Annotated in this window: 11 protein-coding genes; 2 read left to right on the top strand and 9 right to left on the bottom strand. The window is 61.8% G+C overall.

The features are described 5' to 3' along the window. Positions 1 to 4: 4 nt before the first annotated feature. Positions 5 to 481, bottom strand: coding sequence for a nuclear transport factor 2 family protein (locus tag WA237_RS18295; protein ID WP_336099417.1), 477 nt, complete (start codon positions 479 to 481; stop codon positions 5 to 7). Positions 482 to 592: 111 nt separating this feature from the next. Between WA237_RS18295 and WA237_RS18290 the strand changes: the two genes are divergently transcribed. Continuing rightward, entirely contained in the window at positions 593 to 1,489 is an 897-nt protein-coding gene (locus tag WA237_RS18290) for a LysR family transcriptional regulator (RefSeq protein WP_336099447.1), read from the top strand. 330 nt (positions 1,490 to 1,819) lie between these two features. On the opposite strand, the gene WA237_RS18285 is transcribed toward WA237_RS18290, so the two are convergent. The 5 genes from WA237_RS18285 to WA237_RS18265 all read right to left on the bottom strand — a co-directional run bounded on the left by WA237_RS18285 (position 1,820) and on the right by WA237_RS18265 (position 8,682). Next, a complete protein-coding gene (locus WA237_RS18285; protein WP_336099416.1) occupies positions 1,820 to 2,104 on the bottom strand; it encodes a hypothetical protein in 285 nt (94 codons plus the stop codon). Between the two features lie 245 nt (positions 2,105 to 2,349). Then, positions 2,350 to 3,075 (bottom strand): DUF1499 domain-containing protein, encoded by a 726-nt coding sequence (locus WA237_RS18280; RefSeq protein WP_336099415.1) that lies wholly within the window; start codon positions 3,073 to 3,075, stop codon positions 2,350 to 2,352. Between the two features lie 28 nt (positions 3,076 to 3,103). Continuing rightward, positions 3,104 to 4,462 carry an efflux transporter outer membrane subunit gene (locus WA237_RS18275; protein ID WP_336099413.1) on the bottom strand — a complete coding sequence of 453 codons (1,359 nt, stop codon included), beginning with the start codon at positions 4,460 to 4,462 and terminating at the stop codon, positions 3,104 to 3,106. Further along, positions 4,459 to 7,566: an efflux RND transporter permease subunit gene (locus tag WA237_RS18270; RefSeq protein WP_336099411.1), complete on the bottom strand. Its 3,108-nt coding sequence runs from the start codon at positions 7,564 to 7,566 to the stop codon at positions 4,459 to 4,461. The genes WA237_RS18275 and WA237_RS18270 overlap by 4 nt, the downstream gene beginning before the upstream one ends. 3 nt (positions 7,567 to 7,569) lie before the next feature. Continuing rightward, on the bottom strand, positions 7,570 to 8,682 hold the full coding sequence (locus WA237_RS18265; RefSeq protein ID WP_246557864.1) for an efflux RND transporter periplasmic adaptor subunit: 1,113 nt from the start codon (positions 8,680 to 8,682) through the stop codon (positions 7,570 to 7,572). Between the two features lie 138 nt (positions 8,683 to 8,820). On the opposite strand from WA237_RS18265, the gene WA237_RS18260 reads away from it, so the two are divergent. Beyond that, positions 8,821 to 9,408, top strand: a complete 588-nt coding sequence (locus WA237_RS18260) for a TetR/AcrR family transcriptional regulator (protein WP_336099410.1) — start codon at positions 8,821 to 8,823, stop codon at positions 9,406 to 9,408. Positions 9,409 to 9,464: 56 nt separating this feature from the next. On the opposite strand, the gene WA237_RS18255 is transcribed toward WA237_RS18260, so the two are convergent. From WA237_RS18255 to WA237_RS18245, 3 genes are all read right to left on the bottom strand, one after another. Continuing rightward, positions 9,465 to 10,697, bottom strand: coding sequence for a Vgb family protein (locus WA237_RS18255; RefSeq protein WP_336099409.1), 1,233 nt, complete (start codon positions 10,695 to 10,697; stop codon positions 9,465 to 9,467). 109 nt (positions 10,698 to 10,806) lie between these two features. Continuing rightward, entirely contained in the window at positions 10,807 to 12,132 is a 1,326-nt protein-coding gene (locus tag WA237_RS18250) for an MFS transporter (RefSeq protein WP_336099407.1), read from the bottom strand. A 74-nt stretch (positions 12,133 to 12,206) separates the two neighbouring features. Next, positions 12,207 to 13,391 carry a GAF domain-containing sensor histidine kinase gene (locus WA237_RS18245; protein ID WP_336099406.1) on the bottom strand — a complete coding sequence of 395 codons (1,185 nt, stop codon included), beginning with the start codon at positions 13,389 to 13,391 and terminating at the stop codon, positions 12,207 to 12,209. Positions 13,392 to 13,564 lie beyond the last annotated feature (173 nt).

The following is a 13,564-nucleotide window of genomic DNA, read 5'->3' as shown; positions in this document are numbered from 1 at the left end:
TGTCTTAGAGGCCCAGGTCGCTTAACCCGGGGTGATCGTCGGGGCGGCGGCCCAGAGGCCAGTGGAACTTGCGTTCCTCCTCGCGGATCGGCAGCTCGTTGATCGAGGCATGTCGCCGCGCCATGAGACCGTTTTCCTCGAACTCCCAATTCTCATTGCCATAGGCCCGGAACCACTGGCCGCTGTCGTCGCGATACTCATATGCATAACGGACCGCGATGCGGTTGCCGTCATGGGCCCAGAGCTCCTTGATCAGCCGATACTCCAGCTCCCTGCGCCACTTGCGCGTCAGAAAGGCCTCGATCTCGGCGCGGCCCGTCGGAAACTCGGCACGGTTTCGCCACTGGCTGTCCGGCGTATAGGCCCGCGCCACCTTGGCCGGGTCGCGCCCGTTCCAGCCGTCTTCGGCCAGGCGTACTTTCTCGCGGGCGGTCGCGGCGGTGAAAGGAGGCAGCGGGGGGCGGGGGGCGTCATCAACCATGGGCTTGGTCCTTCTCTTGGGTTGAGCCCTAGCTAATTCATCCTCTCCAAGGACTGAATAATCTCATTTTGAAAGGGACTATTTTGCCAAATGATGGTAAACACTGATCATATGGACCGTTTGCAAAGCCTCGAAGTCTTCATCGCCGTTGCCGAAGCTGAAAGCTTCGCAGAAGGCGCCCGCCGGATGGGCCTTAGCGCGCCATCGGCCACGCGCGGCGTCAATGCGCTCGAGGGTCGGCTCGGGGTGCGGCTCTTCACCCGGACGACCCGGCGGGTACGGCTGACCGAAGTGGGGCAGAGCTATCTCGAAGACGCCCGCCATATCGTGGCGCAGATGCAGGCCGCCGACGACGACGCGTCGGGCTCTGCCGCCAACCCGGTGGGCACCCTGCGCCTCACCTGCTCGAACGAGTTTGGCCGCATCTATGTCACGCCGATCCTGACCGATTTCCTCGACGCCTACCCCGATGTCACGGCGGATGTCGTGATGGTCGATCGGGTGGTCAACATGGTCGAGGAAGGGTTCGATGTCGCGGTACGTATCGGCGCCTTGCCCCCGTCGGGCCTGACGGCGGTCCGGGTCGGCAGCATCCGCCGCATCGTCTGCGGTGCACCGAGCTATTTCGACCGCTTCGGCAGGCCCGAAACCCCGGCCGATCTTGCCCAGCACCGGATCGTCTCGGTCTCCCCTGTCTGCCCGACATCGGAATGGCGCTTTGGCCCGGATCTGTCCGAGACGGTGCGCCTCACGCCCCGCCTGCGGTTCAACAGCGTCGCCGCCGCCCGCGAGGTCGTGCGCCGTGGCTGGGGCCTGACCCGGGTTCTGTCCTATCAGGTAGGGCCCGAACTCGAAGATGGCCGATTATGCAGCGTGCTGGAGCGGTTCGAGCCGGATCCGCTGCCGATCCATCTCGTCCATGTCGAAGGCAGGCGCGCGCCCGCCAAGGTCCGCACCTTCATCGATTTAGCCAAGGCGAGATTGCGCAGCGTGCGGGTGCTTGGATAATCGACAGCGGAGGAGGTTGAAGGGCTGGCTTTTCCATCCATAGCCAAGCTGTTGGGATACCGCGATGAAAATCAAGCCTATAAATTTTGGCGCTACACGATACCAATCCCCGCAACTTTCAGCTGCTCCTGCTCAGGCAAACCTTCGAGGGTCTCCACGTCAAAGGCTACTAGGAACCGCTCTGCTGTCTCAAAGGTGCCGGCCGCTCCTCGACGAGGCGCAGGGCGCAGCCTCGGTCAACCTGCGCGCATCCAACCGGCCGCTCAGGCCGCGGCCGATCTCATTGCCAAAGCTGACCTTAGTCCCATCAGCCTCTCGCCCAGAGAACCCTTAGGCACCTGTATCGCGGTCGTTCTCAAGGCCGCTGAGTGCGCCGGAAGTCTCCTGCGCATCGTCCCCGTCGTGGCGGCCTGCGTCACCTTCCCAGGTGCCTTCGCGGCGCACGGCTTTTTTCACTTCGGGCGGCAATTCGCGGGCAAGATCCGCGACCGGCGGGTCGTCGCGATCGACGGCTTCCTCGCGAATGTCACGGTCTTCACCGGGGGTGACAATAGTCAGACCCTCGGTTTCGGCGGTGGATTCAGGCTGTGTGCTGTCGGTGGTTTTATCGGCCATGTGAAGTCTCCTTTGCAGGCTCAACGCCTGCGAAAGGGATTGGTTCATTCCTTCAAGGGTAGCGGGTCTTCTATGCTGCGAAGGTCTGCTGATCACTCGTCGTGTGCGTCGAGTATGACCATGCAACAGGCGACCTGAGAAAGCCCTAGAACCCCGGATTGATATCGAGACGCTTTAAGAACGACCGATCTCCTGAGCGCCCAATCACAACCACTCACCCCGTGCGAGATGCAAAGTCGAAAACCTCACGTGCCAAACCGCTCCTGAAAGGCACGAACGCGGCGCGCGTTGACGCCTTGATCGCTGCGCCCGACCCTGGATACGCTGCGCATGTCGATGCGGCTGCCTGTTGCCATTGCTGTCACCACAATCACAACATCATCCGCAAAGTTAAAGAGCGGTGTCCGGGCGGTTGCCTCAAATCGGCGACGGTCCGCGTCTGCGGCTATGATGTCCCATCCCATATCTCGGGCCACCGCCAAAGCGCGGTCAAAGGCGGCATCAGTTGCCAGCTCGGTTTCGAGCGGCGCGATGTCAGGATAGGCCGCCGCCTGAATTGCCGACACTTCGGGCCCACCATGATCGAGCGAATTGCTGGCCCCTTCTCGGGTGTCATCCAGCACCTCGAATGTTGGAGGGTTGGCGGTATCTGTCGAAATGTCGTGGATTGGCGCTGCGCGTTGTGGCGGGGCGAGCGTCATTGCCATCAGCGGTGCCATACAGGCAAGACCAACAAGCATCGCAATCCCCCCGGCAACCACCCCGCCTTTTTCTTGGCGCAGAAGGTGAGTGATGAGGGCCAGCAACCCCACGCCGAAAACGACCCAGCCCACAGGCGTGAGATAGGTGCGATAGAGCCCAAATCCCGTGAGCGGATCCCACAGGCCAAAGCGCGCGCCAAACAGCATCAATGCTACGAAGCATGTGCCAAGAGCGGCGACGAAAAGCGCGATGCGTCCAGTGTGTTTCATTGGTGTCAAAGGCCTCATCCTGCCAAAATCACTCGCTTTGTGGTCCGGTCGCCGCCGAGCCTGCGCCTGTTGCGATCTTTAACATGGCCCAGGCCTGCGCTGCATCATTCACCGCAGATGCCGCTGTTATCCGTGCGGAATTGGTATTCCGGTCCGTCTCGAGCAGGTCCAGAAGCGTGATTGCGCCCTTGCGGTAGTTCTCTTGCGCCAGCGTCAGCGCCCGTCCGTAGTCATTCGCCGCCCTGCGCAACAGTGCGGCCTGCTGCCGATACCGGGATACATTGGATTGTGCGACTTGCACATCCTCGACAGCTTCGAGCACAGAGGCGCGCCAGGCGATTTCAGCCTGCCGGGCCACCGACACCTGCGCATCGCGGCGCGCCTTCAAAAGCCACTGATTGAACACCGGAAGCGTGAGTTGCGGGCCGAAACTCCAAGCGTTGGCGCTCTCACTGCGACCAACCGTGCCTGCCAGCGACAGCGACGGGTAAAGAGCGGCCTCGGCCACACCGACCTCGGCCACAGCGGCGGCAAGATCAGCCTCGGCGCTACGCACATCGGGACGGTTCCGCAGCAGGTCTGCCGGCACACCTGTGTTTGCGCCGCCGGGTGTGCGGAGCTGCGGAGATCCTTTTTGCATCTCCGCCATGATTGGAGCCGCAGGTTCGTTGAGGAGCGTCGCAATCGAATAAACATTCGCATCGAACAGCGCCGCATATTGGGGCAGGCTGGCCCGCGCTGTGGACAGCAATGCCTGCGCTTCGGCGACCTCGTATTCCGTGGCTGCGCCAGCTTGGAACTGGCTTTGGGTGATCTCAACCGTTTCCTGCCGGGCGCTGACTGTCGTCCGGGTCAATGCCAGCGCCTCTTGATAGAAGCGCGCGTTCGAATAGGCCGCGACAAGTTCGGCCAGCCAGGCGAGCCTGACCGTTTCGGCGTCGGCCCGCGCCCCGGTCAGCGAGGCGGAGGCGGCCTCACGTTCGCGCTGCAGCCCTCCGAACAGGTCGATCACCAAGGAGGCGCCCAATTCACCGCTGCCAACAGTGCTGGTGCCGCTCGTACCGTCGCCGCCGGATCGTGTTGCCGACCCCGAGAGCGAGCCGTCCAACGCGGCATTGACGCCTGTCTGGCGCAATTCTGCCTGGGCTTGGCGTATCGCCTCGGTCGCGCTTATCACATCAAGATTCTGCGCCAGACCACGCGCAACAAACCGGCTCAACGTTGCGTCCTTGTAGGTCAGCCACCACTGTTCTGTGGCCACCGCCCCAATCGTTTCGGCAGTGCCCCCGACAAAGCGGGTTTCCATGGAAATCTCTGGGCGCTGATAGTCGGGACCGACCGTGCAACCGGCAACGAGCAGCCCCATCAAGAGGTAAAAGGGTTTCACTGTACGTGCTCCACGCGTTTACGGAACATTTCCGTGGTTTTGATGACAGCGACATAGAACACCGGCACCATCACGATGCCGATCACCGCCGAAAACACGATCCCGCCGAGCATCCCTGTGCCGATGGATCTTTGCGCATTGGCGCCCGCCCCGGAGGCCAGGAACAGCGGTGTAATGCCAAAGCCGAAGGCCAGCGAGGTCATGAGAATGGGGCGCAGCCGTTGACGGGCCGCCGTGATCGTTGCGTCGAGCAAGGCCTTGCCTTGGGTGCGCAGGGCTTCGGCAAATTCGACGATCAGAATGGCATTCCTTGCCGCCAGACCAATCGTGGTCAGCAAGCCCACCTTGAAATACACATCGTTCGATTGTCCGAAAAACCACGTCGTGGCCAGCGCGCCAAGGATGCCCACCGGCACCGACAGCATCACGGCAAAGGGGACGGCCCAGCTCTCATAGAGGGCCGCCAGACAGAGGAACACAACCAGCGCCGAGATCGCATAGAGAATGGCCTCCTGATCGCCGGACAGGCGTTCCTGATAGCTCAACCCCGTCCAAGCTGAGGCGTAAGAGCCATCGAGATTGGCCGTGAGCTGTTCCATCACTTCCATTGCGTCGCCCGAGCTGATGCCCGCCGCAGCTTCGCCGGAGATTTCCAACGCCCGCGTCCCGCCATATCGCGAAAGCTTGGGCGTGATCGTTTCCCATTCGCGGCTGAGAAAGGCCGAAAGGGGGACCATTTCGGAGGTCTCATTGCGAATATACCACTGCTCGACATCCTCGGGCTGCATGCGCCACTCCGCGCCGCCCTGTACGATGACCTCGCGCAGATTGTTCCCGAGCGGGAAATCATTGACATATGTGCCCGAAAACACGGTCGAGAGCATCGTGTTGACGCTCGACAGGGAGACGCCGAGCGCCTCGGCTTTCGGCTGGTCGATCCTCAGTTTCAAGGCGGGTTCGGTTGCCGCATCATTCCCGCGCAGGTTGGTGACACGCCCGTCCTGAAGCCCGCTCGCGACCAGTTGGTCGGCGGCGGCGCTCAGGGCGTCCTGTCCCGCGCCCGATTGATCGACGAGATACATCGCGAACCCCGAAGAGGTGCCCAGACCCTGAATGGCAGGTGGTTGCAGAACAAAAATGCTGCCATGCCGAGACTGAAAGAACTCGCGGTTTGCGCGCATCATCAGGTCCGCGGCATCCAGACCGGGGCGCTCTTCGTAATCCTTCAGCCGGATGAACATCATGCCATAGTTCTGGCCCGTCCCGGAAAAGCTGAACCCGACGTTGGCAAAGACACCGTCGACAATGTCGGTTTCCTTGGTCAGCAAGTATTCTTCGATCTGTTCGATGGTGTGTTCGGTCTGCTGAACGGTCGAGCCTTGCGGCAATTCGATCATGGTCATCAAGACGCCCTGATCTTCGGTGGGCAAAAAAGACGAGGGCAGTCGGTCATAGATTGAATAGGCGCCAATCGCCACGAGCCCCAACACCAGCAGCATGCGGAACGGCCGCACCGAGAGCCGCCCCACGACCGAGCTATAGCCACCGGTCAACCGGTCCAGCCCCGCATTGAACCAGCGCAAGGGCGCGACCGGCACCTTGCCATGGGTGGGCTTGAGAAGCTGGGCGCACATCGCGGGCGTCAGGATCAAGGCCACGAACAAGGACAGAACCATGGCCGATATGATGGTGATCGAAAACTGTTTGTAGATCACACCGGTTGATCCCGACATGAACGCCATCGGCAGGAACACTGCAGACAGCACCATCACGATACCGATCAGCGCGGATGAAATCTCGCCCATGCTTTTCTCGGTCGCCGCGACCGCATCGAGCCCTTCTTCCTCCATGACACGCTCGACATTCTCGACCACGACAATCGCGTCATCCACCAGCAGCCCGATGGCCAGCACCAACGCGAACATGGTCAATGTGTTGATCGACATGTCAAAGGCCGCCAGCACGCCGAAGGTGCCCAGCAGGACCACCGGGACGGCAATGGTCGGAATGAGCGTCGCGCGCCAGCTTTGCAGAAAGAGGAAGATAACCACGAAAACGAGAACAATGGCTTCGAACAGGGTTTCATAAACCTGGTCGATGGATTCCTCGACAAAGGGCGAGGTGTCATAGGGGTATTCAACCGCGACACCGTCGGGCAACGCGGAGGATAGGCCATCGACAATTTCGCGGACCGCTTCGGCGGTATCCACCGCATTGGCCCCTGTGGACAGGTTTACTGCAAACCCCGCTGCGGGGTGACCGTTGTAGCGGCTGATGCTGCCATAGTCTTCTTCGGCCAGCTCAACTGTCGCCACATCTGCAAGATAGATCGCCGACCCGTCTTCGTTGGTCTTCAGCAGGATGTTCTGAAAGTCCTCAATCGATTCAAGCTGGGATTGCGCTGACAAGGACACCGTAAATTGCTGGCCCTTGACGACCGGCTGATCGCCCAGACTGCCAACGGTGACGTTTGTGTTCTGCTCGGACACCGCCGTGGTCACATCGGACGAGGTCAGCTGATATTGAAACAGCTTTTCGGGGTCCAACCAGATACGCATCGCGTATTCTGTCCCGAAAATGTTGATCGACCCGACGCCATCGGTGCGTTGCACCGGATCTTCGAACGTGCTGCTCAGCATGTCCCCCAGTTCAAGCGAGGAATACCTGCCGTCTTCACTGACCAGCGCCCCGACCATGAGGATCGACGTGGTCGAGCGGGTGACTGAGACCCCTTGGCTTGTCACGCTGTCGGGGAGCTGTGCCTCGACCAGCTGCAGCTTGTTCTGCACCTGCACCTGCGCCATATCGGGATCAATGCTGTCGTCAAAGGTCAGGGAAACACTGGCTGATCCTTCGCTTGACGTTGACGTCATATACGTCAGCCCATCAAGCCCCGTCAGCCCGTCCTCGATGACGGTAGTCACCGAGTTCTCGACCGTCGCCGCCGAGGCGCCCGTGTAGGTCGCGCTGATCCGGACCGTCGTCGGGGCGATGTCGGGATATTGCGAAATCGGCAGGCTGGTCATGCTGTAAGCGCCCAGCAACATGGTCGCGATGGCCAGAACCCAGGCAAAAACCGGGCGATGGATAAAGAAAATGGCCATGGATCAATTCTCCACGGCAGTGGCAGGCAGATCGCGCGAGATACCGTCTTCATCTATGGTGACGGCCACCGGTGTGACCGGCTGACCCGGCCTCAGAGACGACAGACCATCCACGATCAGCTTGTCCCCCTCGCTCAATCCTTCGCGCACGATCCACGCGTTTTCATAGCTGCCATCGTCCTCCAACGTGACCTGTTCCGCAGTGCCGTCATCGCCCACGACATAGGCCGTAAGCTGGCCAAGGTTGCCCCGCGCGGCGGCGCGTTGCGGCACGAGAAACGCTTGCATTGTGCCGAGAACGACCTCACCGCGCACAAACATGCCCGGAATGATCACATGGTCAGGATTGTCGAATTTGAACCGGATGGTCAGAGACCCGGTCGTGGTGGAGACATTGTTTCCCGCTGTGACCAATTGACCGGTGCCGCGATAAACCTCGCCATTCTCCAGCCGCAAGGTCGCCTGAAGCACGTCGTTCTGCTTGAGAGTGCCTTCTGCGATGCCTTTGCGAACCGACAGGATGCGGGCGCTGGCTTCGACCATGTCCACATAAATCGGGTCCGATCGGACAATGCTGGTCAACGCGTCCGACTGACCCGCCGTCACAAGATCCCCCACGGAGACCTCTGCGACGTCAGCACGACCTGCGATCGGGCTCTTCAATGTGGTCCAGGACAGTTCGGTCTGCGCATATTCCAGCGCGGCCTTGGTCGATTCCAGCGTCGCCTTGGCCTCTGCCAAACTGGCCCGCGCGGCGTCTACTTCGGCTTCGGTAAACCCACGACCGGCCAATTGCGCGGCCCGATCATAGGCCGCTTGCATCACCGGCAGATTGGCCTCTGCCGTGGCCACATTCGCGCGTGCTGTTGCGACGGCGGCGAGATAAGACGCATCGTCGATCCTGAACAGGGGGTCGCCTATCTCGAGCAGCTGGCCGGGCGTATAGAGGATGTCTTCGATCACGCCGCCAACGCGCGGCCGCACCTCCACGTCCTGAAACGCAACTGCGCGCCCGGGCGAAGTCACGATGCGCGGAATCTCTTGCAATGTCGCCTCGACAACGCCCACCTCTGTCGGCCCCAAATCCATTGGTGGCATCGGTTGCGCCTTCACCATCACAGCCGACCCTGCTAGCGCGAGAGCCATACCGATTACTTTCCAATTGCAAATCTTCATCTGCGTTTCGATCCTTGACTGACCAGCGGGTTTCAAGCGTTATACGCAAACATTGCACACTATGCAAAGAGGCAAGGGATGACAGTTTCGTTACGAGAGAGACGGCGGCAGCAAACCGCACGCGATATCCAGATCGCGACCTTGGAACTGGCGGCGGAAAAAGGCCTCGAGACCATCACCACAGAGGAAATTGCCGCCGCCGCAGGGGTCAGCACCCGGACCTTCTTCAACTACTTCACCAATAAAGAGACAGCGGCGATCGGCGCGCCGCCTGCTTTCAAAGAAGAGGATTTGCAGGCCCTGCGAGAGGGTACGGGATCGCTGGCGACTGACATCAAGATCTTTCTGGACAAGCACATCGAGGTTCTGGCCGGCGATGAACCTATTCTAAAGTTGATCGGCTCGGTCCTGCGCTCAAACGAGAAGGCGCGCGGCATTCTCGAAGGCTTTCTGGCCATGGGACGCATCGAGCTCAGGGATTGCTTGAACACCCGCGTGGGCAACCCTTATGCCGCCGCCGCTCTGGCGAGCAGTATCACGGACACAATCGGCCGGGCGATCTTCCTGTGGGAGCACGAAGACAGCCTGTCCCTTGACGCGGCTCTGGATGTTATTTGGGAGGGCACGATCCGCGCCTCACAACTTCTGGCCGCACCGTCAGAATAGCTATGGCGTAGACGCCGGACCGACGCAGGACGCCAAGAAGGCCTTCAATCCCGGCGTCAATCCCCGCGCTGCACGGTGACGCGGGCGATGTGGTTGGTGCCGCTTTGGTGGATGAGCAAAGCCTCGCCATCTAGGGTCGTGCGCATGTGGCGCAGAATGCCCGCGTGCACCGGACCCGACGGGATCGGCCAGCTCTGGAACGCCTCCGCCTCGGGGTCAAAGCGCACTAGCATGTCCGGCCGCACCCCGCTTTCATTGTACCAGACCGCCCCATCGAACACCGCGATGGCATAGGGGTGCGAGGTTGGACCACTGGGCGAGGCCCATTCCTGTATGTCGCCTGTCGTCGGGTCATAGCGCCCCAACCGGCCCAGCCCGGAATTGACCCACCAGATGATCCCGTCTTCATCGATATCGAGCCGACGCACCGTGGTGCCGCGATCGGGCAAAACTATCTCGCTGACCTCCATCGTCTCCGGGTCGAGACGCAGCAGGCAATTGGCCCCGTTGCAGGCCACCCAGACAGTGCTATCCGCGCCGATCTTCACGCCATAGGGGCGCGCGCCATCGCGTGGGCCGGGGACCAGGCGGACCTCACCGGTGGCCGGGTCCAGCCGGCCGATCATATTGCTGCCCTGCAGGCTGAACCACAGGATGCCGTTGGCATCAAACTCGGCCGTATGCGGATCGCGGGCCGCTTCCTGCGGCATCGGGTATTCGGTAATCTCGCCGGTCGCCGGATCAAACCGGCCCATGGTGGCGTTGCGGTTGCCGGTATACCAGACCGCGCCATCGGGACCGATGTTCACCGAATGCGGCCGCGCCCCTGCGGGCAGGTCGAACTCTTGCATGGCGCCGGTCACGGGATCGATCCGCCCAAGGATGTCCATCCACTGCCCGACCCACCAGATGCCGCCATCCGGCGCTTCGACCGGATCGCGCGCGCGCTGGCCCGGTGTCGGCACTCGCCATTCCTCGAACCGAAGGGTCAGCGGCCCAGAGACCGGCGTCGCCGCACGGGTGTCGCTCGGCGGAAAGCTCTCGGCGAGATAGTCGAGGATTTCGCCCTGCATCTCGGGATCATCCGACAGGTCGATCATCGTCGAGGTGAGAAACTGCCAATCCTCGCGGGAATAGCCCGAGCTGCGCTCGATCAGATGCACCCCGTGACACGCCGAGCACACGGCCTCCACCGTCTCCCGGCCTTCGCCGTCCGGCAACGCAAGCGCGGTGGCAGGAGAGCAGAGCGCCGTCGCCAAGAGAACGGTCTGAAACATCTTGTGGGACATGCGAGCACCTTCAGCTGTGTTGAGGCCCGCCAAAGCTACCCCGAATCGCCGCTGTTCCAAAGACCGGAACTGGCGCGCGACGGCGTCTGTGGATCACAGTCTGGTGAGATTATTTCTGTTCTGGCCAGACAGGGTGCAGATCATCGATGATGAAAGCATGCCGGTGGCTGTGCCCGGAACTGCCGTCGAGATGCGGGTGGTCCTGCGGCAGGTCGGCATGGCTATGGGCCAGCGCCTCCGGCGCACCGGCGGGCCAGACCCAAAGCGCCGCAACGATGCCGATGCTCGCCAGCGAGGCGAGGACCACACATGCAGGCACCGTGCCAAACGCGGTCATGAGCCACCCCGCCAGCGGATAGGTCAGCAACCAGCCGGCGTGGCTCAGCGCGAACTGCGCCGCAAAGATCGCCGGGCGATCGGGCGCATGGGCAGAGCGCCGCAAAAGCCGCCCCGAGGGGGTGAGTACCATGGAATTGCCAAGCCCGATCAGCAACCAGGTCCCCAGCAGCAGCGGCCAGCTCAGCCCGACCATGCTAACCGCCGTGGCAATGCCCAGAAGCGCCGCGACCATCAGCCCCGCACCGGCGATCATCACCGGCCGGTCCGGCACCCGGTCGAGCAGCCGCGGCAGCGTCAGCGCGGCAATCATGCTGCCCGCCCCAAAGGCGAACATCGTCCAGGCCAGCGCGGTATCGTCCAGACCCAACTGACCGCGCACAAGAACCACCGAATTGACCAGAACCATCGCCCCGGCGCTCGACACCGCGAGGTTCAGCCCGAGCAGGCCACGCAGCCGCGGCGTCGCGAGATAGATGCGCAGGCCACGGGTCGTGCGGTCGTAAATCCCGCGCTTCTTTGCCCCTTTGGGGCTGGGCAGCACGACAGAGAGCACCAGCAGCGCCGAGGCCAGAAACCCCGCGAAGGTGCCAAGGAAGAGCGTGTTATAGCTCACCACGGCCAGCAGCAGCGCGGCCAGAACGGGCGACACGATATTCTCCAGATCATAGGCCAGCCGTGACAGCGACAGGGCCCGCGTATACTGCGCCTCATCCGGCAACACATCGGGGATCGTCGCCTGAAACGTGGGGGTGAACCCGGCAGAGGCGGCCTGCAACAGAAAGATCAAGACATAGACCTGCCAGATCTCGCTGACAAAGGGCAGTGCAAGCGCCACGCTGGCCCGGATGAGATCGAGCCCCACCAGCATCGCGCGACGCGGCAGCCGTTCGGCAAAGGCCCCGGCGACGGGGGCGATACCCACATAGGCAACCATCTTGATGGTAAAGACCGTGCCGAGCACCAGCGCCGCCCGGTCCCCCGCCAGATCATAGGCCAAAAGGCCGAGCGCCATCGTGGCGAGCCCGGTGCCCAGCAGGGCCACCACCTGCGCCAGAAACAGGTGCCGATAGGTGCGGTCTGCGAGAATGGCCAACATGGGGTCCCTCAGAGGTAACGTGTGATCGATCTCGGCGCGGCCTCGCGCAAGACCCGGGTCCGCTGCGTCGCGATCTATGCCCGGTTTGGCATTTGGAACGTAAAGACGGTGCGCTCATCATCCGATGAAGCCGTCAAAGCGCCGCCATGGCCCTTCGCGATCTCGGTGGCGATAAACAGCCCCAATCCCAGACCTTCCCGGTTCGGCCGGTCCTTGCGGCGCTCGAAGGGAAGGAAGATATCGGGAAGCATCTCGTCAGGTATCTTCTTACCTCCATTGGCGACCGAAAGCGTGAAGGTCTCGGCGCATGCCGTGGCGCTCACCGCAATAGGCGCGCCCGACACACCGTGGGTGATCGCGTTGGCCAGAAGGTTCGAGAACATTTGGGACAGGCGCGGCACATCACAATCGACTGGCACGGGAAAATCAAACTTGGCCTCGATCGGCTGGTCGAGCGCGGTGGCTTGCAATTCGGCCACGATCTGATCCAGAGCGGGCCGAAGGTCCTCGGTCGCAGCTCTCTCGATAATGATGCCTCCGCCGTGTCGGCTGCGGGCCTGATCCAGCAGGTTTTCGATCAACTGCCCCATACGGTTCACAGAGCCGCTCATCAGCTCCACCAGCTCATGCGCCTTGTCGTCGATCGCGCACCGCGACATCAGGCGGAGACCTGCCTTCAACGCGTTCACGGGGTTGCGCAGATCATGGGCGAGGATCGCGATAAACTGTTCCTGAATGCGCGACAGCTCTCGCTCGTGGGCCAAAGAGGCCCGGTGGGCGGAGAGCTCTTCATCGGCATCCAGAATTTCACCGATCATCTGGGCAAAGAGCCTGAACATCGCCAGCACGCGTTCTTCCTTGAGCCTGCGGGGCTGCGGATCGATCGCACAAAGCGTGCCGAAAAATGACCCGTCTCGAAGATGAATTGGGATGGAAATATAGCCTCTGAACCCATAGCGGGCAGGGCAGTGGTGATCGACATAGCTCTCGTCAGAATGGACATCGTCGATCACGATCTCCTCATTGTGCTGCCGCACCTCGTGGCAGAGCGTGCTCTCAACGTCCAGCTCATCCCCCGGCAGCAATCCAAAAGCGATATGATCCACCGAGCGACAGGTCACCCACCGTGTCTCGGTCACCCGCGCGACCGCCGCAAAGCCCATGCCCGTGGCCAGTGTGACAGTTTCCAGCAGGGTCAGGATCGTACTGCTTCGTCCAACCGCGTCGATGTCGGCTCGAAAATCATGTTGTCCCGCCAACGGCTCTCTCTTTTGATCTAAAGTTGCATCCCACAACTTCTGGAGGGTAACCAACCTCTGCCCCAGAGTCAGCGAAATTCAGGCGGGGCCACTAAATTCCACCATCCACTTGCGCACCGTCTCGCGTGAGACCTTGAACCCGTGATGCTCAGCCAGCATCTCAGCCGCAAGCG

Origin of the sequence: Roseovarius sp. CH_XMU1461 (assembly GCF_037027165.1) — a bacterium.
GTDB classification, from domain to species: domain Bacteria; phylum Pseudomonadota; class Alphaproteobacteria; order Rhodobacterales; family Rhodobacteraceae; genus Roseovarius; species Roseovarius nubinhibens.
The sequence above is the reverse complement of the archived record's forward strand: the minus strand, read 5'-3'. Positions and strand labels throughout refer to the sequence as shown.

Bases quoted from the DNA above. Each gene is read 5' to 3' on its own strand.
- WA237_RS18295 (WP_336099417.1), bottom strand. From the start codon at position 481: ATGGTTGATGACGCCCCCCGCCCCCCGCTGCCTCCTTTCACCGCCGCG.
- WA237_RS18290 (WP_336099447.1), top strand. From the start codon at position 593: ATGGACCGTTTGCAAAGCCTCGAAGTCTTCATCGCCGTTGCCGAAGCT.
- WA237_RS18285 (WP_336099416.1), bottom strand. From the start codon at position 2,104: ATGGCCGATAAAACCACCGACAGCACACAGCCTGAATCCACCGCCGAA.
- WA237_RS18280 (WP_336099415.1), bottom strand. From the start codon at position 3,075: ATGAAACACACTGGACGCATCGCGCTTTTCGTCGCCGCTCTTGGCACA.
- WA237_RS18270 (WP_336099411.1), bottom strand. From the start codon at position 7,566: ATGGCCATTTTCTTTATCCATCGCCCGGTTTTTGCCTGGGTTCTGGCC.
- WA237_RS18265 (WP_246557864.1), bottom strand. From the start codon at position 8,682: ATGGTGAAGGCGCAACCGATGCCACCAATGGATTTGGGGCCGACAGAG.
- WA237_RS18260 (WP_336099410.1), top strand. From the start codon at position 8,821: ATGACAGTTTCGTTACGAGAGAGACGGCGGCAGCAAACCGCACGCGAT.
- WA237_RS18255 (WP_336099409.1), bottom strand. From the start codon at position 10,697: ATGTCCCACAAGATGTTTCAGACCGTTCTCTTGGCGACGGCGCTCTGC.
- WA237_RS18250 (WP_336099407.1), bottom strand. From the start codon at position 12,132: ATGTTGGCCATTCTCGCAGACCGCACCTATCGGCACCTGTTTCTGGCG.